This is a genomic window from Yoonia sp. R78084 (genome assembly GCF_044595625.1).
GTDB lineage: Bacteria > Pseudomonadota > Alphaproteobacteria > Rhodobacterales > Rhodobacteraceae > Yoonia.
Map to the genome: position 1 here is coordinate 3,079,682 of NZ_CP138993.1, position 22,695 is coordinate 3,102,376.

At 57.4% G+C, this 22,695-nt stretch carries 21 protein-coding genes; 6 read left to right on the top strand and 15 right to left on the bottom strand.

Going from position 1 to position 22,695, the window contains the following annotated elements; translation table 11 throughout:
• Positions 1-9: 9 nt before the first annotated feature.
• Positions 10-591 carry a L,D-transpeptidase gene (locus SJY29_RS15455; protein WP_400084541.1) on the bottom strand — a complete coding sequence of 194 codons (582 nt, stop codon included), beginning with the start codon at positions 589-591 and terminating at the stop codon, positions 10-12.
• Between the two features lie 168 nt (positions 592-759).
• Between SJY29_RS15455 and SJY29_RS15460 the strand changes: the two genes are divergently transcribed.
• A complete protein-coding gene (locus tag SJY29_RS15460) occupies positions 760-1,311 on the top strand; it encodes a CAP domain-containing protein (protein WP_110277736.1) in 552 nt (183 codons plus the stop codon).
• On the opposite strand, the gene SJY29_RS15465 is transcribed toward SJY29_RS15460, so the two are convergent.
• The 8 genes from SJY29_RS15465 to SJY29_RS15500 all read right to left on the bottom strand — a co-directional run bounded on the left by SJY29_RS15465 (position 1,308) and on the right by SJY29_RS15500 (position 10,089).
• Positions 1,308-1,799 (bottom strand): murein L,D-transpeptidase family protein, encoded by a 492-nt coding sequence (locus SJY29_RS15465; protein WP_286163672.1) that lies wholly within the window; start codon positions 1,797-1,799, stop codon positions 1,308-1,310. The genes SJY29_RS15460 and SJY29_RS15465 overlap by 4 nt on opposite strands.
• A gap of 88 nt (positions 1,800-1,887) precedes the next feature.
• Positions 1,888-3,090, bottom strand: coding sequence for a class I SAM-dependent RNA methyltransferase (locus SJY29_RS15470; protein ID WP_400084545.1), 1,203 nt, complete (start codon positions 3,088-3,090; stop codon positions 1,888-1,890).
• Complete coding sequence (locus SJY29_RS15475) at positions 3,091-4,923, bottom strand: ABC transporter ATP-binding protein (RefSeq protein WP_400084548.1); 1,833 nt, start codon at positions 4,921-4,923, stop codon at positions 3,091-3,093.
• Entirely contained in the window at positions 4,901-6,766 is a 1,866-nt protein-coding gene (locus tag SJY29_RS15480) for an ABC transporter ATP-binding protein (protein ID WP_400084551.1), read from the bottom strand. Before SJY29_RS15480 ends, SJY29_RS15475 begins: the two co-directional genes overlap by 23 nt.
• A gap of 46 nt (positions 6,767-6,812) precedes the next feature.
• The gene (locus SJY29_RS15485; protein ID WP_400084554.1) at positions 6,813-7,394 is read right to left on the bottom strand and encodes a LysE family translocator; all 582 of its coding nucleotides are present in this window, start codon (positions 7,392-7,394) and stop codon (positions 6,813-6,815) included.
• Entirely contained in the window at positions 7,387-8,523 is a 1,137-nt protein-coding gene (locus SJY29_RS15490) for a CCA tRNA nucleotidyltransferase (RefSeq protein ID WP_400084557.1), read from the bottom strand. Before SJY29_RS15490 ends, SJY29_RS15485 begins: the two co-directional genes overlap by 8 nt.
• Positions 8,520-9,104: a CoA pyrophosphatase gene (locus SJY29_RS15495; RefSeq protein ID WP_400084560.1), complete on the bottom strand. Its 585-nt coding sequence runs from the start codon at positions 9,102-9,104 to the stop codon at positions 8,520-8,522. The genes SJY29_RS15490 and SJY29_RS15495 overlap by 4 nt, the downstream gene beginning before the upstream one ends.
• Positions 9,097-10,089, bottom strand: a complete 993-nt coding sequence (locus tag SJY29_RS15500; RefSeq protein ID WP_400084563.1) for an Hsp33 family molecular chaperone HslO — start codon at positions 10,087-10,089, stop codon at positions 9,097-9,099. Before SJY29_RS15500 ends, SJY29_RS15495 begins: the two co-directional genes overlap by 8 nt.
• A 76-nt stretch (positions 10,090-10,165) precedes the next feature.
• Here SJY29_RS15500 and SJY29_RS15505 point away from each other — a divergent pair, with 76 nt between their 5' ends.
• Together SJY29_RS15505 and SJY29_RS15510 are read left to right on the top strand one after the other, a co-directional pair.
• Positions 10,166-10,603: an NUDIX hydrolase gene (locus SJY29_RS15505; RefSeq protein WP_400084566.1), complete on the top strand. Its 438-nt coding sequence runs from the start codon at positions 10,166-10,168 to the stop codon at positions 10,601-10,603.
• A gap of 141 nt (positions 10,604-10,744) precedes the next feature.
• The gene (locus tag SJY29_RS15510; RefSeq protein WP_110277746.1) at positions 10,745-11,959 is read left to right on the top strand and encodes an argininosuccinate synthase; all 1,215 of its coding nucleotides are present in this window, start codon (positions 10,745-10,747) and stop codon (positions 11,957-11,959) included.
• A gap of 69 nt (positions 11,960-12,028) precedes the next feature.
• Here SJY29_RS15510 and SJY29_RS15515 read toward each other — a convergent pair whose 3' ends face one another.
• From SJY29_RS15515 to SJY29_RS15530, 4 genes are all read right to left on the bottom strand, one after another.
• On the bottom strand, positions 12,029-12,727 hold the full coding sequence (locus SJY29_RS15515; RefSeq protein WP_400084569.1) for an HAD family hydrolase: 699 nt from the start codon (positions 12,725-12,727) through the stop codon (positions 12,029-12,031).
• Positions 12,728-12,779: 52 nt separating this feature from the next.
• Positions 12,780-13,679, bottom strand: a complete 900-nt coding sequence (locus tag SJY29_RS15520) for a D-amino acid aminotransferase (RefSeq protein ID WP_400084572.1) — start codon at positions 13,677-13,679, stop codon at positions 12,780-12,782.
• 66 nt (positions 13,680-13,745) lie between these two features.
• The gene (locus tag SJY29_RS15525; RefSeq protein ID WP_400084575.1) at positions 13,746-14,612 is read right to left on the bottom strand and encodes a ribokinase; all 867 of its coding nucleotides are present in this window, start codon (positions 14,610-14,612) and stop codon (positions 13,746-13,748) included.
• Positions 14,612-16,867, bottom strand: a complete 2,256-nt coding sequence (locus tag SJY29_RS15530; protein WP_110277750.1) for an NADP-dependent malic enzyme — start codon at positions 16,865-16,867, stop codon at positions 14,612-14,614. The genes SJY29_RS15525 and SJY29_RS15530 overlap by 1 nt, the downstream gene beginning before the upstream one ends.
• A 123-nt stretch (positions 16,868-16,990) precedes the next feature.
• On the opposite strand from SJY29_RS15530, the gene mutS reads away from it, so the two are divergent.
• Complete coding sequence (gene mutS, locus SJY29_RS15535) at positions 16,991-19,612, top strand: DNA mismatch repair protein MutS (RefSeq protein ID WP_400084579.1); 2,622 nt, start codon at positions 16,991-16,993, stop codon at positions 19,610-19,612.
• Between the two features lie 17 nt (positions 19,613-19,629).
• Here mutS and SJY29_RS15540 read toward each other — a convergent pair whose 3' ends face one another.
• Both SJY29_RS15540 and hrcA read right to left on the bottom strand, forming a co-directional pair.
• Positions 19,630-20,187, bottom strand: coding sequence for a nucleotide exchange factor GrpE (locus SJY29_RS15540; RefSeq protein ID WP_055684974.1), 558 nt, complete (start codon positions 20,185-20,187; stop codon positions 19,630-19,632).
• Positions 20,188-20,198: 11 nt separating this feature from the next.
• The gene (gene hrcA, locus SJY29_RS15545; RefSeq protein ID WP_400084582.1) at positions 20,199-21,233 is read right to left on the bottom strand and encodes a heat-inducible transcriptional repressor HrcA; all 1,035 of its coding nucleotides are present in this window, start codon (positions 21,231-21,233) and stop codon (positions 20,199-20,201) included.
• Between the two features lie 145 nt (positions 21,234-21,378).
• Between hrcA and rph the strand changes: the two genes are divergently transcribed.
• Together rph and rdgB are read left to right on the top strand one after the other, a co-directional pair.
• On the top strand, positions 21,379-22,086 hold the full coding sequence (rph, locus tag SJY29_RS15550) for a ribonuclease PH (protein ID WP_400084585.1): 708 nt from the start codon (positions 21,379-21,381) through the stop codon (positions 22,084-22,086).
• On the top strand, positions 22,086-22,694 hold the full coding sequence (gene rdgB, locus SJY29_RS15555) for an RdgB/HAM1 family non-canonical purine NTP pyrophosphatase (RefSeq protein WP_400084588.1): 609 nt from the start codon (positions 22,086-22,088) through the stop codon (positions 22,692-22,694). Before rph ends, rdgB begins: the two co-directional genes overlap by 1 nt.
• The last annotated feature ends 1 nt before the right edge of the window (position 22,695 follow it).

Here is a 22,695-nt window from a genome sequence, read left to right on the forward strand (position 1 = left end):
GTATGACTGTCAAATCAGAAGAACCTGCGTACCGACACGGGTCAGCGCATAGAGCTCTGCAATCTGTTCGTTATACAGGCCAACGCACCCGTTAGAGGACCGGCGGCCAATCTTGCGTGTGTCATGGGTACCGTGAATACGGTAGTATTGCCAAGACAGGTGCAAGGCATGCGTACCAAGCGGGTTGTCAGGACCCGGACCAATGAAATCCGGCCATTCGGGGTTACGCAGCTTCATGGATGGCGTCGGCGCCCAGCTTGGTCCTTCTACTTTGCGTGTAATCTCGGTCCGGCCCGTCCGTGTTAGCTCATCGGACAGCGGAACACTTGTCGGATAAAGCTTATAAATCGCCTCATCTTCGGACCAGAAATGCAAAGCCCGCGACTGCAGATCGACAAGAATTGCGCCGTTGTTCAGATTGCTGAAATAGGGTTGCCAATCCAGAGACCGGAAACTTGCGATATTCCGTTGAACACCCTGCGAGATATCAGCCTCGATTTCGGTACTATTGGCCGTCTGTGCAACAGCCCCTGTGCCGACCATGGCTGCGGAAGCTGCCAAGAACCCACGGCGCGAGAACGTATTTGTCATTTTGGCCCTCCTCAAAGGATCATTCTTCTTATTAACGCTAGATAATGTGTCTGGCCTAGCATCGCAATTCAAACAAATGTCATTCCCGCCGATCTGTGTGGATGTGGGTTTGAAGTGTCACGCCAATCAAGCTAAAGGTTTAAAAACTCAAAAAGGACGAGCGGACTAATGTTGCGACGCGAAATGGTGATGGGACTGGCAGCGGTCGGACTTGCGGCCTGTAGTGCTCCGAGCAACAGACCGCTTGGGCCAGATGGGCTCCCCTTGCCGACGGCTTATGTGATCCGTTCCGGCGATGAAGCCGCTGTGCAGTTCCGGATGCTGGACAGTGTCAACGCGTTGCGGCGCACCGCAGGCGTCCCGCCTGTCGAACTCGATTCACGGCTCAATGCCGCCGCCGCGACGCACTCACGCGATATGGCCGTACAGAACAGGCCCTGGCTTTTTGGATCTGATGGTTCAAGCCCGCTGGAACGGGCACGTCGTGTGGGTTTCCCTGGGCGGCTTTTGGGTGAGAACATCTCGGAGTCATTTGAAACAGAATTGCAGACACTCGGAGCGTGGATGGCGCAACCTGATACGCGCGCTGTAATCCTTGATCCCGACGCGCGTTTTATGGGCTTTGCATGGTATCAAGAGGAATCAGCCAAGCTTTGGTGGACATTGAACATGGGTAGCGACCCAAGCATCAGGCAGCCAATCGCCGGCTTCAGCTTCTAGGCGTAGATGTAGATCAGCGTGCCCGTGTCGACCATCGCGTAGACTTCTTCCATCTCTTCGTTGGTCACTGCAATGCAGCCCCACGTCCAATCCGGTGTACCGATCCATCTTTGCGGTGTTCCGTGAATAAAGATATCACCCCCCGGATCCACACCTTTGGCCTTCGCATAGGCAAGGTCGTTGGCATCAGGATAAGAGATCCCCAAAGATAGGTGGAAGCGGCTGTTGGGGTTGCGCCGATCAATCCGGTAGCCGCCTTCGGGCGTGCGACCGTCACCTTCTTGGGTCTTGTGGCCGATCGGATCAAAACCCAGATCGATTTTGTAGGACTTCAGCAGCGTACGGTTGTTGAGCAACTGCATCTCGCGCCGTTCTTTCAGCACCTGAATACGGGTTACTTCTGGCCCAGTGTAAACCGATGCCTGACTTGCACACCCGGCAAGCCCAAATGCGGCTGAACCCGCAATCATGGAACGTCTTGAAATCATGTCTCTGCCCAATCGCTACGGTCTACGCCGTTTCGAACAGATTATATGATGTGGATGTGTCAGAAAAGATAATGTTGTGCGATTACACTCATTTCCGCGTGAATGATGCAACAACTTCAACATGCGGTGACCAGCGGAACTGATCTACAACCTGCACCCAAGGCATCACAAACCCTGCATCAACGAGCATTCTTGCATCTCGGGCGAATGTCACGGGGTTACAGGATACCATTGCAATGGTCTTGATGTCCGATTCTGCCAGATTCGCGATCTGGGCCTCGGCACCTGCGCGTGGAGGATCAATCACAGCGGCATCAAAATGGCGCAACTCGTCCGCCTCAAGCGGGCGGCGAAACAGATCGCGGGTTTCTGTGGTGACACGACGCAACTGATGTCCCGCCCGCCAGCCCCGATCAAGTGCTGCCAGCATCGCAGCTTCGCTCTCAACTGCATGCACCTCTGCGCGTTTTGAAAGCGGAAGAGTGAAAGTGCCGCAGCCTGCAAAAAGGTCGATGATGCGGGCCGCACCTGCAGTGATTTCGTCAACTGCGGCAAGTAACGAGGCCTCACCATGTTTTGTTGCCTGCAAAAACGCTCCGGGCGGCGGCACAACACCTGTCCCACCGAAATCCTGCATCGGCGGATTCATCATGACGACAGGTTCATCGTTCCACACCAACCGAGACAGACCGAACTGGTTCGCGAGCGAAGCCAGTTCCACGCGCAACTGCGGCGTCAGCTCTTTCTCGGTCCCGATCAATACATCGGGGCCAAGAACCGCATCCGTCACGGTCAGGTCAATTTCGCCTTTGCGCGAACAGGCCAGAACGGTCAAAGCCTCAAGCGCGGGAAAACTGGCCAGAAGTGCGGGTGTGACCAACTGGCAGTCCGTCACCTGCACGAGGTTATCCGACGCGCGGGTGTGAAACCCGACCATCGCGCCCTTTTTCGTGCGTCGCCCCGAGAATTTCGCACGCCTGCGCGACTGTGCGGGTGACGTCGCGATTTCACGGAACACGGGGTCCAGCCCACGGGCATGGACGGCTTTGACAACGATATCCTGTTTCCACGCGGCAACAAACGCATCAGTGGCATGTTGCATCGCGCAACCACCGCAGGACTTGAAATGACGGCAGGGGGCGGCGACCCGATCCACGGAAGGCGTCACAATCCGCAAGGTACCGTCTTGCGCGACATCCACCTCTTCGCCCGGCAAGACACGCGGCAGCAAGGATTGCCCGTCAGAGGCGCGCCCCATGCCAAGGTGGGTCAGACTTTCAATTATCAGCATTTATTCGGCCGCATCTTTCACATTGATGAACCCGCCAGATTGGCGATTCCAATAACGCGCGTAAAGACCACCTTGGGCCAAAAGCACGTCATGCGTTCCTTCCTCGACAATGCGACCTGCGTCAAGCACGACGATCCGGTCCATCCGCGCCAAAGTGGACAGGCGGTGTGCGATCGCAATAACGGTCTTGCCGTCCATAATAGAGTCTAACGCTGACTGAATCGATGCTTCAACCTCGGAGTCAAGCGCGCTTGTCGCCTCGTCCAGCACCAGAATTGGTGCGTCTTTCAGGATTGCGCGCGCAATGGCAATCCGCTGGCGTTGACCGCCCGAGAGCTTGACCCCGCGTTCGCCCAAATGCGCATCGTAGCCGGTGCGCCCTTTATGATCTTTCAGCGTCAGGATGAAATCATGCGCCTCGGCCTGCTTTGCGGCAGCTTCGATTTCGTCCTGCGTCGCATCGGGTTCTCCGTATTTGATGTTATCGCGGGCTGAGCGGTTAAACATCGCTGTTTCCTGCGTGACCATCGCGATCTGGCGACGCAGGCTTTCTTGGGTCACGTCGCGCACATCGGCGCCATCAATCGCAATCCTGCCCGCCTCGGCATCATAAAGCCGAAGCAACAACGCCACCAAAGTCGATTTGCCCGCACCCGAGGCCCCGACCAGCCCCAGCTTTTCACCAGGCGCCACATTCAGCGAGACACCGTCCAAGCCACCCGGGCCGCCGCCATAGGTGAATGACACATCCTCCAGCGCAATCGCGCCCTTGTGCGCGGTCAATTCAATCGCGTTTTCAGCATCAGTCAACGTATGTGCCGGGCTGAGCGTGATCATCGCATCTTCGACCTCGCCCACATTTGCGTACATGCCCATTAACGTGAAACTGACCCAACCGGTCATCTGCGCAAGCCGCAGCGATATCGCGCCAGCGGCCGCGATATCGCCGGCAGAAGCGGTGCCTACGCTCCAGAAATAGAGCGTCATGCCGACCAGAATGACAGGCAACAGCCCGCCCAGCGCCATCAGCCAAAAGCGGAAGGATGCAGACATCCAGCCATAGCGCACCGCAGTGCCCCAGTAATTCTCCATCGCGTCAATCGCCGCGCGATCTTCATGGGCGTCATGTGCAAACAGTTTGACGGTCTTGATATTGGTAATCGTATCCACGACCTGCCCTGTGACCATCGCTCGCGTTGCGGCGCGCGCTTTGGACCTTGCGCGGATACGCGGCATGAAAAAACGGATCAGCCAGATATAGGACGCCGCCCAAACGGCCAAAAGCAAGGCCGACCGCGCGTCTATCGTGAACAACAAAATGATTGAACCCAACAAAGACGCCAAAGCAAAGGCGACCGTATGGATCATATCGACAATCAGGTCAGTAGTAGCACGCGCTGCCTGCATCTGTTTTTGTGCAATGCGTCCGGCAAAATCATCGTCAAAGAATGTGACCGACTGGCCGATCGAATGGCGGTGCAAGCGTGACAGGATCAGATTGCCCAATGACGGGCCGACAACCACCGCCTGCATCACACCCGACACACCAAGGATAACCGGACGCAAAACGATGAAGAACGCGGTGACCCCCATCAACAAAAGTACATTTTCGGTGAAATACCCCTCACCCGAAGAATTGAGCGCGGCATCAATGACCCACCCCAGCATGAGCGCCGTTGCGACTTCAAGCGTGCCTGCCAAAGCAGAGACTAATCCAGCCCAAAGCGTGATTTTCGTGCTACCTTTCAGGCACCAGCGCAGGAACGCCATCAGCGTCTGTGGCGGCGGGCCTTCGGCGGGTTCAAAGGGGTCAATCCAGCGTTCTGGGGTCATTATTTTCCTGTCCGCCCTGTCCCAGAAAGCCCCCTGATTGGCGCGCCCAGAACCGTGCGTATTGTCCATTTTCCGCCAGCAGTGCGTCATGGGTGCCGTCTTCAATGATGCGGCCCTGATCCATCACGATGATCCGGTCCATCCGGGCAATCGTCGACAAACGGTGTGCGATGGCGATGACGGTCTTGCCCTCCATCATTCCATAAAGTGTCTGCTGAATTGCGGCTTCGACCTCACTATCTAGTGCGCTCGTCGCTTCGTCCAAGAGCAGTATCGGCGCATCTTTCAAAATCACCCGTGCAAGGCTGATCCTCTGTCGCTGTCCACCCGAAAGTTTCACACCGCGTTCGCCGACACGGGCATCATATCCCGTATTCCCTTCGTTGTCTTGCAGACCAAGAATGAAATCATGCGCCTCGGCCTTTTGGGCGGCAGCAATCATGGCCTCTTCCGTGGCGGCGGGATTGCCATAAAGGATATTCTCGCGCACCGAGCGATGCAAAAGCGCACTATCCTGTTGCACCATGCCGATGGCACTGCGCAGGCTGTCCTGAGTGGCGAACTTGATGTCCTGCCCGTCGATCAGGATCTGGCCCTGCTCCACATCGTAAAACCGCAGCAGCAGCTTCACGAGCGTGGATTTTCCGGCACCAGATTGCCCGACAAGACCAACCTTTTCACCCGCAGCAATGGACAGGTTCACATGATCCAGACCGCCGGTTTTCTTGCCATAGTGATGCGACAGATTGCGGACCTCGACTGCGCCGGCCCGAATATCCAATACCTTGGCATCCGGTTGATCCACCAAAGTCACAGGTTGCGCGATCGTCAGCATCCCCTCCTTCACCACGCCCAGTTCGCGGAAAAAATCTGTCATCGCCCAAATGATCCAGCCCGACATCGAATTCAGGCGCAGCGCAAGCGAGGTTGCGACCGCCACCACACCAACCGATGCCATCCCCTGCATCCAGAGCCAGATGGACCAGCCAACGACCCCCACAACCAATACGCCATTCAGCAGCATCAATCCCGCGTCCATCAGCGTATAGAGCCGCATTTCGATCTGGAAGGTCCGGCGCGCTTCCTCGATCGCTTCTTTTGCGTAATCAATTTCGCGGTCGTGATGGGCGAACATCTTGACGGCGTGAATGTTGGTGTAGCTATCCACGACACGCCCCGTGACCGCACTGCGCGCATTCGACGCCGCCTCAGAGGCAGGTGTAATGCGGCGGATCACCCAGTGAAGCAGGAAAAGATAGGGCACAAGCCAGAGCATCAACGGCAGCAACAGCCGCAAATCCGCCTGCCCCAGCAAAACGGCCGCGCCGATGATATAGGCCACGGCAAAGGTCAGCGCATCGAACAGTTGAAACACGACAGACCCCGCAGCAGGGGGTGTTTGCATGATGCGGTTCGCAATCCGGCCTGCGAAATCATCCTCAAACCAGCCCACAGATTGCCGCAACACATGGCGGTGCGCCCGCCAACGGACCAACGTGCCAAAATTCGGCAGGATCGTGTTGTTCAGCAGCAGGATCTGCAACATGTGAAAGGCGGGACGGATCGTGAGGATCAGGAATGCAACCAGCAGGAATTCACCGCCACTCTCGGCCCAAACCTGCGCAGGTGTGCCACCGCCAAGGATATCAACAAGGCGGCCAAGATAGCTCAGCAGCCAGATTTCGATCATCGCGATGATGATGGCGGAGATACCTGTGACCCAGAACACCTTTTTGAACGGCTCTGCGTAGGCGCGCAGAAACGGGTAAAGCCGCTTGGGCGGCGTGTCGTTCTCCTTGTAGGGCACATAGGGATCGACAAGACCTTCGAACCAACGAAACACGGGGCCTGCCTTTCTGGGTTAGACCCTCGCTATAGCAAAGCTTATCTCAGAGAAAAAGCAGGACCGAGAAACCCGCCAAAGCCAGCGCCATGACGCGCATGAAGATGCGCCACGCAGCCGGGTTTTTCAGCAGATAAGCCAGCATGCTACCCGCGACCGCCCAGAAGATGCAGACGCCAAGGTTGAGCGAGGAGAAGGTCGTCGCCAAGGTCAGCACCTGCTGCATGGGAGCCAGTGTCGCGACATAGGCGGTGGCGCTGAGCGCAACAGCCCAGACCTTTGGGTTTACCCATTGAAACAGGATCACCTGAAGGAATGTAAAAGGCCTGTCCGTCTCGCGCTTCTTTGCCGGATCAGCGCGCCAGAGGTTATAGGCCATCCAGAGAATCCAGAGGCCCGCAATGATCTTCAACACTCCGCCCAGCGCTGGCTGTGCAGTGATCAGTGCCCCGATGCCGATGCCTGTGACAGCGGCAATGATGCCAACGCCAAGGACCACACCAATGATATGCGGCAGAGTGCGCTGAAACCCGAACCGCGCAGCCGACGTGGTGATCAGGATCACATTCGGACCGGGCGAAAAGAGGCCGAAAAAGACGAATCCGATAAGCGGCAGGTAATCAGCCAAGCAAGTCTGCTTTCGTGAGGGTAAAGCCCGAGGCGATCCACCGCGCCTCGGCGTCTTGCAGGGCCTTGCCCAGCACGGGACCGGAAAGTGCAGGCATCAGATCAGCGGCTTTGAGGGGAAATACTTGGTTTGCCGCATGGGTGATCGCCGCAAGAGCGGTGTCGGCGATTGGCTGTCCCGATGACGCGGATTGCGCCAACAAGACATCCCGTCCCGCGGCCTCGCCGTGACGATACGCGGTTTCAACCGGCGACAGACCGGCGGTGATATGACCCAACGCGCGGGATTGGGCGTTAGACAGGCGCAGCGCCCGCGCGGGGTCCCCACCGATAACCGCCAAACGGCGCAAGGGATCTGGCGCGATACCAAGTGACTGTTCCAGATGCACGAGCACGGCCAGTGCCCCACTTTCTGCACCTGGCAAGACCTGCGCCAAGGCCCCGGTTGAGGCCATCGCAGCCAGAGCTGGTGCGGGATCAGGTGCGCCAAGAAGCTTGAGCATTTCAGCGGTGATGCGCTCGACCGAAAGCGATTGCAGGCCTTCGATATTATCCGCACAGGCGGCCATCCCATCGCGGTCGGGGCCTTCGCTCACATCCCCATACCACGCGTAAAACCTGAAAAACCGCAGGATGCGCAGGTAGTCTTCTTTGATCCGCTGATCGGCGTCCTCGATAAACCGCACACGGCGCGCGACAAGATCGGGCAAACCATCCAAAGGGTCGGTAATCTGGCCATCAGGGGCGGCATAGAGCGCATTCATGGTGAAATCGCGACGCCGCGCATCATCCTTGATGTTATCGGAAAAGGCGACAGCAGCGCGGCGGCCGTCGGTGGCGACATCGCGGCGAAACGTCGTGATCTCGAACGGGGTGTCGTTGACAACCAAAGTGACTGTCCCGTGGTCGATCCCTGTGGGAATGGCCTTGATCCGTGCTTTCTTGGCCAAAGTCATCACGGTTTGCGGTAAGGCATCTGTCGAAAGATCAAGATCCGCCACAGGCGCACCCAACAGTTCATTGCGGACACATCCCCCCACAAACCACGCCTGATGGCCTGCGTTGGTCAGCAAAGCGCAGACTTTTTGCGCGCCCTCATCGTGCAACCATGATGCGGAAATGCGGGTCATGCCATGCGCTCGGCAAAGGCGCGCAAGATACGCGCTGTGGCACCCCAGATATAATAGGGGCCGAAAGGTACGGTGTAATAGAGCCTGCGGCGACCTTGCCAGCGGCGACCCTCGATCAGGTAGTTTCTTGGCTCAAGAAGATGTGCCAAAGGGACCTCGAAGATCTCGCTCACTTCGCCCTGCTCCGGCACAGGATCATAGTGCCCGTCAATGAGGCCAACAACCGGGGTCACTTGATACCCCGTGACGGTCTGATGCGGAGGCAGTTCACCCAGAACATCGACAATCACAGGGGGCAGACCAATCTCCTCGCGCGCTTCGCGCAGGGCGGCATCAGTAAGCGTGGCGTCAGTCGGGTCTTGTTTGCCGCCAGGAAAGGCAATCTGACCGGGGTGATGTTTGAGCCGCGCCGAGCGCTTTGTGAGAATAACAGTCTCTGTTTCCGCGCAAATTCCGATCAGAACAGCCGCAGGCGTGAGCACCGCATCGGGTTTTTTCACATCAGCGTTCAGGTCAAAATCAGAAGACGCGCTGCCCGCTTGTGCAAGCGCGTCTTCCAGTCTTTTACGTAGATCAGGCACCGGTATCCGTGGCTTCAAACCCCAGCGTTTCGGGTTTGAAGATATAATGCGCGCCGCAGAACTGGCAGTCCGCTGTTACGGTGCCTTCTTCGGTTGTCATGGTGCCGATATCCTTGGCCGAATAGATCGACAGGCTTTGACGGACCGCATCCTCGGAACAGCTACAACCGAATTTGACGGGCTGTGCATCATAGACACGCGGCTGTTCCTCATGGAACAAACGCACAAGCAGGTCCGTGGGCGCAACGCTTGGGCCGATCAGCTCAATCTCGTCCACCGTATCCAACAGCACATTTGCACGAATCCAGTTTTCGCCCTCTTCGGCATCCAAGATATCCGTTGCGTCCAGCAGGCCATCTTCGCCTGATCCGCCTTCACCGGTCACATGGGGTGACGCCTTGGGCATATGCTGCAACATCACGCCACCCGCACGCCAATGGGTCCCTTCACCGGGCAGTTGCGACAGACCATGGGTCAGTTGAAAGCGCGTCGGCAGCTGTTCGGATTGCGCAAAATAGGTTTCTGCACAGGCGGAAAGTGAGCCGCCAGCAATCGGCGTGATCCCCTGATAGGGGGCCATATCCTGACCCTGATCAATCAGGATTGCAAAATACCCCTTGCCGATCTGGCTAAACGCATCAGCTGACTGGTCCAGTGTTTCCGCATCATAGGATGCATAGGCACGGATGCGCGCAGGGGCGCCGTCCTCGGTCGGGCCGTAGTAATCGGTCGCGATCAAACGGGCGGGGCCATCGCCGCGCACCTGTAACGACAGTTTCCATCGCAGTTTCATGGTTTGACCGATCAAGGCGGTCAGCAGCGCCATCTCGGCCACCAGACCTTCGATCATTGCGGGGTAGTTGTGTTGCTTGAGAACCTGTTCCAAGACACCATCAAGCCGCGCCACCCGTCCACGGATGTCGGATGCGTCAAGTTGGAATGGCAGGACGGTATCGTCCCAGGCGATTTTGGTGCCGAGGCTCATGGTCTTTCCTAACAGGTTTCTGGATGGCATACCGCGCCTATATAGGTGGGGCAAGGCGGCGTCCAAGGGTGAAGCTATGATCAGACGGTATGGCGAGGTGCCACAAAACGGGCAGCGCTACAAATTACGACCCGGTGTTTACGCGATTTTACCGCGTGCAGGCAAGCTGCTCTGCACCTATCAGGGTGATCCGCATTATGAGGTTCAACTGCCCGGCGGCGGTATTGACCCTGGGGAACATCCTTTGAACGCGCTGCACCGCGAGGTGTTTGAGGAAACAGGCTGGCGCATTGCGGCACCGCGCAAGCTGGGCGCGTTCCGGCGGTTCACCTTTATGCCGGAATACGATCTTTGGGCCGAAAAGCTGTGTCATATCTATCTGGCCCGCCCCGTGCGGCCCCATGGCCCGCCCAGCGAGCCGGGGCATATGGCGCTGTGGTTGTCCGTCGAGGAGGCTTTGACAGAGCTTTATAATGACGGCGATGCGGATTTTGTGGCGCGGTTTGCGTTTTAAGGGGGCTTTGCCCCCGGCGCTGCGCGCCTCCCCCAGGATATTTTTGGGCCAGTAATAACGGGACTGGTTGCTGTTCTTGCCCCTGTCGGGAAAAACCTTTATCGCGCGAGACAACTTGTATTGACGTAAAGGCGCTTGCTGATGACCGCTCCGAAAAAAGTTGTTCTGGCCTATTCCGGTGGGCTTGATACCTCGATCATTCTGAAATGGCTGCAGACCGAGTACGGCTGCGAGGTGGTGACCTTTACCGCCGATCTCGGTCAGGGCGAGGAACTCGAGCCGGCGCGCGCCAAGGCCGAGATGATGGGCGCATCTGCGATCTATATCGAGGACCTGCGCGAAGAATTCGTGCGCGATTTCGTATTCCCGATGTTCCGCGCCAACGCGCTATATGAGGGGCTTTATCTGTTGGGTACGTCGATTGCGCGCCCGCTGATTTCCAAGCGTCTGGTCGAGATTGCCGCCGCTGAAGGTGCCGACGCCGTGGCGCATGGTGCGACTGGCAAAGGCAACGATCAGGTCCGGTTTGAACTGGCAGCCTATGCGTTGAACCCTGAAATCAAGGTGATCGCGCCCTGGCGTGAGTGGGATTTGACGAGCCGGACCCGTCTTTTGGAGTTTGCCGAAAAGAACCAGATCCCTGTTGCCAAGGACAAGCGCGGCGAAGCCCCGTTCAGTGTGGATGCCAACCTGCTGCACACATCGTCCGAAGGGAAAGTGCTGGAAGACCCGGGTGTTGAGGCGCCGGATTACGTGTACCAGCGGACGGTCGCACCAGAAGATGCGCCGGATGTCGCGGAAATGGTCGAGATCGAATTTGAGCGCGGAGATGCCGTGGGGATCAATGGCGAGCGTATGTCGCCTGCAACGATCCTGACCAAACTGAATGAACTGGGCGGCAAGCATGGTGTGGGCCGGCTTGATCTGGTGGAAAACCGCTTTGTCGGGATGAAATCACGCGGGATTTACGAGACACCCGGCGGAACCGTGCTGCTGGAAGCGCATCGCGGGATTGAACAGATTACGCTTGATAGCGGTGCGGGCCACCTGAAAGACAGCATCATGCCGCGATATGCGGAACTGATTTACAACGGTTTCTGGTTCTCGCCAGAGCGTGAAATGCTGCAGGCCCTGATCGACAAGAGCCAGGAGCATGTGTCGGGAACGGTCCGTGTAAAGCTTTATAAAGGGTCGGCTACGACTGTTGCACGTTGGTCGGACCAGTCGCTTTATTCCGAGGCGCATGTGACCTTTGAGGATGATGCGGGCGCTTATGACCAGACGGATGCGCAAGGGTTCATCCAGTTGAACGCGCTGCGGTTGAAACTGTTGGCGGCACGTAATCGTAAGGGCTGAGGGGGTTTTACCCCCGACCCGTGCCGGGTCCCCCCAAGGATATTTTCGGGCCAGTAATGGCGAAGGCTCTCAGAGCTTTCTGGCCTGCATTTTTTCGTAGAGCGGTAGGGCCTTGGCCAGCATTTCGTGATGTTTGTCATCCACCATTGGCAGCGGCCCCTCAGCAGAGGCAAATCCCGTACTTTGGTGGACCGCATTGTACCAATGCGCGGCCCAGACACCATCGGCCGCGCATGGTCCGGCAGGCCATGCCAGCATTGCGGGATCAAAGGCTAAGTCTATGGCATCACAGAGCTTTCGCAGCATTCTTTCGGGGTCTGCGCGGATGTCTGCGCTATCAATCACGAGGCCACCAATCTGGTCATAAAGCGCCGCTTGCTGGGTGAAGCCGATGTCCTCGAGGGTCATCTCATCGCGTTTGGCACCATAGCTCGCGATTACGCGGGCGGGGTGGCGGATGAGGTGGATGTTGATGCAGTCCCGAGCCCAGTCCAGCGGGAAGCCCGTAATCATGTGATGCGGCATGTGCTTCATGTAGAAATGCAGCTTTTTGTCCGGAATAGTGCCTAAACAGCGCTGTGCGACAATCGTCGGGTCCGTCTCGTGCCCGGCGATGATCTCATCCCGCATCGGGTGGTTTGCGCCGGTTGCTTTCAGATAGGGAGCATAAAACGGTTCATCCCATACGGCGAAATCGGCACGGTTGCCAAAGGCGTACATCATCGCGGTCGAGAGATTGCGTGGACCGGACCACATGGCGATTCTCATCGGCCACATCCCGTACACAAGCTGTACACAACCTGTACATACAGATGACACATCATGACCGGTCCACCAAATCCTTGTAGAGCGCGCGCAAACGTGCGGTCATTGGACCCAATTCGCCGGTACCTATAATGCGGCCATCAATGCTGCTGACGGGCGTTTGTGCGCCGAAGGTGCCGGTGAGAAACGCCTCATCAGCCGCGTAAGTGTCGACGAGGCTGTAGTTGCGTTCGAACACCGGAATGTCGTTGGCACGGCACAGGTCGATCACCTTTTGGCGGGTAATGCCGTTCATGCAATAGTCGCCCGTGCTGGTCCAGACCGCGCCCTTTTTGACGATAAAGAAGTTGCAGGCGTTTGTCGTGTTCACAAAACCATGCACGTCGAGCATCAGCGCCTCATCTGCACCTGCCTTCTGCGCAGCGATACAGGCGAGAATGCAGTTGAGTTTCGAGTGGCTGTTCAGCTTCGGATCCTGCGTCATCGGCAGGCCGCGCTGGTGGGGGACCGTGGCAAGGGTAATCGGGCGCGGGATTTTAGGGCGCGAATGTTCCATGATGATTACGAAAGTGGGCCCTGATTGTGAGAGGCTGGGGTGTTGGAAAGGGCGCACCTTCACCCCGCGTGTCACCATCAACCGCGCGTGGGCATCTGTTGTCATGCCGTTGGCGTTTTGTGTCTCTAACAAGGCGGAAACCACGCCTTTCCGGTCCATGCCGATGTCGAGATCAATCGCCTTTGCCGCCTCGAAAAGCCGGTCCAGATGCTCATCCATGAAGGCCCATTTGCCATCATAGAGCCGCAGCCCTTCCCAAACCCCATCACCCAGCATAAAGCCGCTGTCGTAGACGCTGACAGTGGCCTGGGCTTTCGGGACAATCTGTCCGTCAACGTAGATCAGGATGGCCTCATTGCGGGCATCATCCTCGGCCTGATGGGTGGTGACTTCGGTCATTGGTGTTCTCCTTGTCGTGGACGCTAGGCCAGTGTTCTGGCCGTTCCAAGAGGGAAAACGCAGGTGTCAGGGGTGAAAGTCCTGCACTTCGGACAGATCAGGAATAACGTCAGCTGTACCATGCCGCATAACCATGAGCGCGCCTGCTTTGGTCGCTTGCCCGATCGCCTGTTCCATGGGCATGCCACGATCAAGGCCGGCAAGAACGTAACCGGTGAAGGTGTCACCTGCGCCGGTTGTATCGACAGCATCGACCTTTATCGCAGGGAAGTGCTGTTTTCCTGCAGCGCTAAACCAATCTGCGCCATCGGCACCGCGGGTCACGATCACGTCGCGCACAGGCAGATCAGCGGGCGCGGTCCCAATAGCTTCTTCAAGCTGGGCGGCCTCAACCGCATTGAGGATCAGAAAATCAAGCGACGGCAGCACCGCCTTGACGCGATCCGCATCGAAGGGCGCGGCAGCATAGGCGATCTGCAGGCCCAGCTTTTTGCCCATTTCGGCGGCGGTGCGTTGCAGGTTGGTTTCGTTCTGGATGACCAGCCAATCACCGGTTTCCGCCTCGGCCATTGCGGCCTGGAGGGTAACCTGGGGGATCTCCGCATTCGCACCCGGATGAAGGACGATTGCATTCTCGCCCTCGGGGTCAACCATAATGATCGCTTGGGCCGTTTCAGTTTCTAACACAGCGATATTGCGGGTATCGACGCCGTATTCCAGCAGGCGCTGGATCGCCCAGCGCCCGTCTTGACCGACAGCGCCAATGTGATTGACGCGGGCAGCAGCACGGGCGGCGGCGACCGACATATTGGTTCCCTTGCCGCCCAGGAACATCTGGCGGCCTGTGGACGACAGCGTTTCACCGGGTGCCGGGATATGCGGGACGCGATAGACGAAATCCGCGTTGATTGAACCAAGGTTCCAGATTGCCATTAGTCGACCTTGCAGGCCGCAATCACGGCCATGTTGAGGATGTCGTTGACCGTCGAGACAGTCGAACAGATCTGGATTGGCTTCCCGATACCCGACAGGATTGGGCCGATAACAGTCGCGCCTGCCATTTCCTGCATCAGTTTCACAGAAATCGAGGCGGAATGTCGGGCCGGGACAACCAAGACGTTCGCTGGGCCCGTCAGGCGTTGGAACGGATAGTTCTCTTGTGCGGCGGCATTGAGTGCCACGTCGACCGTCATTTCACCCTCGTATTCGAAATCGGCTTTGCGCGCGTCGAGGACTTGGGGGGCTTTGTGCATTTTTTCTGCACGCTCGGAGACGGGGTAACCGAAGGTCGAGAAAGACAGGAAGGCCACGCGCGGTTCTAGCCCCAGTTCGCGCGCGACGGCAGCACCGCGTTCGGCGATATCCGCGAGATCGTTTTCGTCGGGCCATTCATGGACAAGCGTGTCGGTGATCAGCACGATCCGCCCTTTGTGCAGGACAGCGGTAACACCCACTGCACCATCGTGTGGTTCTGCGTCGAAGACGTGGTTAATCAGTTCCAGAATATGCGCCGATTTGCGTGTGGCCCCTGTCACCATCCCATCGGCGTGGCCATGCGCGAGCATGAGTGCCGCAAACACGTGACGGTCGCGGGCGGCAAGGCGATGGACGTCTTGCGCATCAAAACCTTTGCGTTGCAGGCGTTTATAAAGGAAATCCTTGTAGGTTTCCAAATACGGGGTCGTAGCGGCGTTGACGATTTCAAGTTCGTCAAAGGCCTCGGCCAGACCTTCGGCCGTGAGTTTCTGTTTCACATCGTCCTTGCGGCCAACGATCAACGCTTTGCCCATGCCAGAGCGCTGATACATGACGGCGGCGCGCAACACACGAGGATCATCGCCTTCGGCGAACACAACGGTGGATTGGTTGGCGCGGGCGCGCGCGTTCAGGCTACGCAGAATGGACTGCGTGGGATCCATGCGGGATTTGAGAGAGAGCTCATAGGCGTCCATATCCACGATGGGGCGGCGCGCGACGCCTGTTTTCATGCCGGCCCGTGCCACCGCCGTAGGGATGCGGTGGATCAGACGGGGGTCGAACGGCGTCGGGATGATGTAGTCGCGCCCGAAGGTTAGCTTTTTGCCGTAAGCCATAGCGACTTCATCGGGCACATCCTCGCGCGCCAGTGCCGCAAGCGCCTCAGCGCAGGCGATTTTCATTTCGTCGTTGATCGCGCGGGCGTGGATGTCGAGCGCGCCGCGGAAGAGATAGGGAAAGCCCAGCACGTTGTTCACCTGATTGGGGTAATCGCTGCGGCCTGTGGCGACGATGGCGTCCTCGCGCACAGCATGGGCGTCTTCGGGTGTAATTTCCGGATCAGGGTTCGCCATGGCAAAAATTACAGGGTTTTCGGCCATGTTAGACACCATTTCCTGGGTCACGGCACCTTTGGCGCTGACACCGAGGAAGACGTCACAGCCCTTCATCGCATCATCAAGCGTGCGGGCGGTGGTATTGGCAGCGTGGGCAGATTTCCATTGGTTCATGCCCTCGGTCCGGCCCTGGTAAATGACACCTTTGGTATCAGCCATGATGCAGTTGTCATGTTTCGCACCCATCGCCTTGAGCAATTCAAGGCAGGCGATCCCTGCGGCACCGGCCCCGTTCAGGACGATTTTGACATCTTCGATTTTCTTGCCGGACAGATGCAGCGCATTCAGCAGACCTGCGGCACAGATCACCGCCGTCCCGTGCTGGTCATCGTGGAAGACAGGGATATCCATCTGCTCTTTGAGCGTTTGTTCAATGATGAAACACTCGGGTGCTTTGATGTCTTCAAGGTTGATACCGCCAAAGGTGGGACCCATCAGGCGGACGGCCTTGATGAATTCGTCCGGGTCTTCGGTATCCAGCTCAATGTCGATGGAATTGACGTCGGCAAAACGTTTGAAAAGCACGGATTTGCCTTCCATGACCGGTTTGCTGCCCAGCGCGCCCAGATTGCCGAGGCCAAGGACCGCAGTGCCGTTGGAAATCACGGCAACCAGATTGCCTTTGTTGGTGTAATCATAAGCCAGCGCGGGGTTTGCGGCGATTTCCTCGCAGGGGATCGCGACGCCAGGGGAATAGGCCAGTGACAAATCGCGCTGCGTCGTCATCGGGACAGTTGCCTGAATTTCCCATTTGCCCGGAGTTGGATGCATATGGAATTGCAGCGCATCTTCGCGGGTCAGTTTATTCTTCGACATCGGGTCCCCCTGTTTTAGTCCACAAGACATAGCGGTTTCTGCCAAGGGCCTGCAACGGGTTCATTTCAGGGTTTCGCAGCTTTCATGCGGTGGTAATGTGCGCGGAATGATCCCGGGGGATACATGAGCAACAGCACAGTCACGCCGATGATGGCGCAATATCTGGAAATCAAGGCAGAGCATCCTGATGCGCTGCTGTTCTACCGGATGGGCGATTTCTATGAGATGTTCTTTGACGATGCCGTTGCTGCGGCCGAAGCGCTTGATATCGCGCTGACAAAACGCGGCAAGCATGATGAACAGGATATACCGATGTGCGGTGTGCCGCATCATGCGGCTGAAGGCTATTTCCTGACGCTGATCCGCAAAGGGTTCCGCGTGGCGGTTTGTGAGCAGATGGAAAGCCCCGCCGAGGCGAAGAAGCGTGGTTATAAGGCGGTTGTGAAACGTGAAGTCGTGCGTTTGGTCACGCCGGGTACGTTGACCGAGGATTCGTTGCTTGATGCACGCCGGCATAATTTTCTGGCCGCCTATCATAGCGTGCGCGATACAGGGGCACTGGCGTGGGTCGATATCTCGACCGGCGCGTTCCACGTGATGCCTTGCGGGGGCGCGCAACTGGGCCCCGAACTGGCACGATTGACGCCGCGCGAGGTGATTATTGCGGACGGATCAGAGGCTGATTGGGCTGAAATAGTGTCTGATTCCGGTGCAACACTGACAACCTTGGGTGCAGCGGCATTTGACAGTGTTTCTGGCGAAAAACGCCTGTGTAGTGTCTATAAAGTCAGCTCACTTGATGCGTTTGGCAGCTTTGGTCGCGCCGAGATTGGGGCCATGTCTGCTGTTGCCGAATATCTGGATATTACGCAGCGCGGTAATCTGCCTTTGTTGCGCCCCCCCGTTCAGGAGGGCCAGTCAGCAGCAATGCAGATTGATGCGGCGACACGGCGATCATTGGAACTGACCCAAGCGATGAATGGCGGCAAGCAAGGGTCGCTTTTGCATTGCATTGATCGCACAGTCACCGCAGGTGGTGCGCGATTGTTGGAACGGCGGCTTTCGTCACCGTCCTGCAATGGGGATGTCATCACGGGGCGATTGGATGCGGTCGGGTTCTTGGCCAATCAGGCGCGGCTGACCAAGGATATTCGACAGAGTTTGCGCGGCGTGCATGATCTGGACCGCGCGTTGTCACGTTTGGCGCTGGATCGTGGCGGGCCACGGGATATGGCAGCAATTCGCAACACTATCGGACAGGCTATTGCGCTTTCCGCGCTGATGCCGGCGGATTTGCTCCCTATTCTGGCGGATGCAACGCAGGATTTGACAGGGCATCAGGCGTTGTTGGACCTGCTGGATGAGGCGCTGATTGCAGAGCCACCGCTTTTGTCGCGCGACGGCGGGTTCATTGCACCGGGGTATGACGCCGAACTGGACGAAGTACGCAAGTTACGCGACGAAGGCCGGTCTGTGATTGCGCAGATGCAATCAGAGTACATTGAAACATCGGGCGTGTCGTCGCTGAAGATCAAACACAACAATGTGCTGGGGTACTTTATCGAGACAACGGCAACGCATGCGGCCAAAATGATGGCCCCGCCATTGAATGAAACCTTCATTCATCGCCAGACCACGGCCAATCAGGTGCGTTTTACCACCGTGGAGCTGTCAGAGATCGAGACGCGTATCCTCAATGCAGGCGGGCGTGCACTCGAGATCGAAAAGAGACTCTATTCCAGCCTGAAAGAGGCGATTATTGCGCAGGCAGGGCCGCTTGGCGCATTGGCACGCGCCCTGTCCGAGATTGATTTGCACGCGGGTTTGGCGGAATTGGCAGTGACCGAAAACTGGGTCAGGCCACGGGTGGACGACAGCCGCGCATTTGACATCACAGGCGGGCGACACCCCGTGGTTGAGGCGGCTTTGCAGAAAGACGGCGCACCGTTTATTGCCAATGACTGCGGATTGACAGACACACCGATCTGGTTGCTGACCGGTCCCAACATGGCAGGTAAATCGACGTTTCTAAGACAGAATGCGCTGCTTGCGATTTTGGCCCAGATGGGGAGTTTTGTGCCAGCCACCGAGGCCCACATCGGGATTGTCAGCCAGTTGTTCAGCCGCGTCGGGGCGTCAGACGATCTGGCACGCGGGCGGTCGACCTTTATGGTCGAGATGGTGGAAACGGCAGCGATTTTGAATCAGGCCGATGATCGGGCGCTTGTCATTCTGGATGAAATCGGGCGCGGCACCGCGACATATGACGGTTTGTCGATTGCCTGGGCGACGTTGGAACATTTGCATGATGTGAACCGCTGTCGTGCGCTGTTTGCTACGCATTACCACGAAATGTCGGCGCTATCGGCAAAGCTCGAGGGTGTGGATAACGCGACGGTCACCGTGAAGGAATGGGAAGGCGACGTGATTTTCCTGCATGAGGTCAAGCGCGGCACAGCGGATCGCAGTTACGGGGTGCAAGTTGCGCGTTTGGCAGGGTTGCCTGCCGTCGTTGTAGAGCGCGCCAAAGTGGTTCTGGAAGCTTTGGAAAAAGGTGAGCGTGAAGGCGGGACAGCGCAAAAGGCGATCATTGATGATCTGCCGTTGTTTTCTGCAACGCCTGCCCCGGTCACCGTTGCGCCAAAGCCCTCTGTAGTCGAGGAACGTTTGCGCGATGTGCACCCCGATGAGCTAAGCCCCCGGGATGCGCTTGATCTGATCTATGAGTTGCGGTCGAAATTGTAGCGTGGGTTTTACCCACCCTACGATGCGGGCATGGATGATACACCGACTTGTGCGGGGCGCAAGAGGCGGTCGTGCAACATGAAACCCTCGGCTGCGACCTGAATGATCTCGCCTGCTTTGGTGCCGGGCACGGGTGCCTCGAACATCGCCTGATGCAGTTGCGGGTCGAATTTATCGCCGACTTCAGGTGTAATAGGGTCGATTCCGTGCTTTTTGAATACGCTGATCAATTCGCGCATTGTTAGCTCAACACCTTCAAGCAAGGCTTTGTTTGCTTCCTGCTCGGCCTCGGCCGAGGACTGCAACGCGCGGCGCAGGTTGTCGTAAACCGGCAGCATGTCGCGGGCGAGTTTGGAACCACCATAGTTTTCAGCCTCGCGGCGGTCACGGTCGGCACGTTTGCGGGTATTTTCCGCATCAGCCAATGCGCGCATGAACTTGTCACGGAATTCATCACGCTCTGCGCGCAGGGCTTCGATTTCATCAAAGCTTGCTTCAGCAGCATCGAAATCAATCTCGTCGCCTTCAGCTGCGAGTTCATCAAGGCTTTGTAGTTCTTCGTCTTTATCAGACATCAGTCTTCCCTTTACGAGCGGTCAACGATCATCTTGCCGACCAGCTTTGCGGTGTAGTTCACGATTGGTACGATGCGCCCATAGTTCAGCCGTGTTGGACCAATCACCCCAACGGCGCCAATGATCTTTTTGTCGGCGTTCATATAAGGGGAAACGACCAGAGATGAACCCGAAAGTGAGAACAATTTGTTCTCGGAGCCAATAAAAATGCGCACCCCCTCACCTTCTTCGGCAAGATCAAGGAATTGCGCGATGTCACGCTTGCGTTCAAGGTCGTCAAACAGGGTGCGGATACGGGCAAGATCAGCCTCGTCTCCGCCCTCACCCAGCAGATTGCCGCGACCGCGCACAATCAAGCGCTCGGTCGATTCGCCCTCATTCTCCCAAAGAACGACGCCATTCTCGACGAGTTCGGCGGCCAAGGCGTTGATTTCCTGACGCCGTGTTTTAATCTCACGTGAAATTACGGCGCTGAGGTCCGATAGCGTATGCCCCGCTGCGATTGCATTCAGGAAATTCGCAGCCTCGCGCATGGAAGACGGGGTTTGGCCGGGTGGCGGCGTAAAGACGCGGTTTTCCACATGGCCGTCACCGAAGACCAGCACAACCAGCGCGCGATCGGCAGAGAGCGAGACAAACTCGATATGTCTAATCGGCGCTTCGTGCTTCGGGGTCAGCACGAGGCTGGCACCATGCGTCACACCAGAGAGCGCCTGGCCGACCTCATCCAGAACAGTGGTAACGTCCTGATTGTTCGACGTGACCGTGCGATCAATTTTTTCACGGTCCTGACCATCAAGATCACCAACTTCCAGCAACCCGTCAACGAAAAGGCGCAGCCCCAACTGGGTGGGAATGCGGCCCGCGCTGACATGGGGGCTTCCCAACAGTCCGAGATACTCGAGATCCTGCATCACATTGCGGATCGTCGCGGCACTGACCTGTTCTGAAAAATCGCGGGTGAGCGTGCGCGACCCGACAGGTGCACCACTTTCAAGGTAGCCTTCGACCACGCGGCGAAACACCTCGCGGGAGCGCGCGTTCATTTCGTCAATATTTGGCGATTGTGCTGTCATTGGTTCCACTGGCAAGGCGTCGCAATTAAAACGAAGTTTGCGGTAGCGTCAATCGGGGTTGGATTTCATATGTGGGCAGCGTATGCCGCTGATGCAACCGATAGGAGGAAACCCGATGCGTCCATCTGGCCGTCAAACGAATGAAATGCGCGAAATCTCAATCGAGACAGGCGTGACGATGCACGCGGAAGGGTCTTGTCTGATCAAATGTGGCAATACCCATGTGCTTTGCACCGCGACCATTGATGAGCGTGTACCACCGTTTCTGAAGAATTCCGGCCTTGGGTGGGTGACAGCGGAATACGGCATGCTGCCACGTGCGACAAATACGCGGATGCGGCGTGAGGCCAAGAACGGGCAATCCGGCCGCACACAGGAAATCCAGCGGTTGATCGGGCGGTCTTTGCGGGCCGGTGTTGATCGGGTCGCGCTGGGAGAACGCCAAATCGTGGTGGATTGTGATGTTATTCAGGCCGATGGGGGCACACGCTGTGCATCAATCACGGGCGGTTGGGTCGCGTTGAAGCTGGCAGTGCAAAAATTGATGAAGGCCGGTGATGTGATCAGTGATCCTTTGATTGACCCTGTTGCGGCAATTTCTTGCGGGATTTATGCGGGTCAGGAAGTGCTGGATCTGGATTATCCCGAGGATAGCGAAGCCGGTGTTGACGGCAACTTTGTCATGACCGCTGGAAAACTAATCGAGGTACAGATGTCTGCAGAGGGGTCAACCTATACGCGCGCGCAGATGGATGCCCTGCTTGATCTGGCGGAAAAAGGTGTCGCGGAACTGACAGCGGCGCAATTGGCGGCGGTGTCCTGATGCGGCGATTTGACGGCAAGGAATTGGTGATCGCGACCCATAACCAAGGGAAGCTGGAAGAGATTGCCGATCTGTTGCGCCCTTACGGGGTGTCTTTGACGTCAAATGCGGATCATAGGTTGCCCGAGCCGGAAGAGACAGAAACGACCTTTGTCGGGAACGCACGGATCAAGGCGCATGCAGCAGCCAAGGCAACCGGCCTGCCGGCCCTGTCGGATGATAGCGGGATCGAGATTGACGGCCTTGGGGGTGCACCCGGTGTTTATACAGCGGATTGGGCGGAAACGCCCAGCGGCCGTGATTTCAAGATGGCGATGGAGCGGAGTTGGGCCGAGTTAGAGTCTGTTTCTGCCCCCTATCCACGGACTGCGCGGTTTTGTTGCACCTTGGTTCTGGCCTGGCCTGACGGGCATGACGAGGTGTTTCCCGGTGTGATGCCTGGCCAGATTGTTTGGCCGATGCGGGGCGACCAAGGGCATGGATATGATCCGATTTTTCAGCCTGACGGCTATGACATCACCTTTGGCGAGATGGATCGTTGGGAAAAGAACAAGATCAGCCACCGTGCCGATGCATTTGCCAAGCTGATCGCGGGTTGTTTTGCCTAAG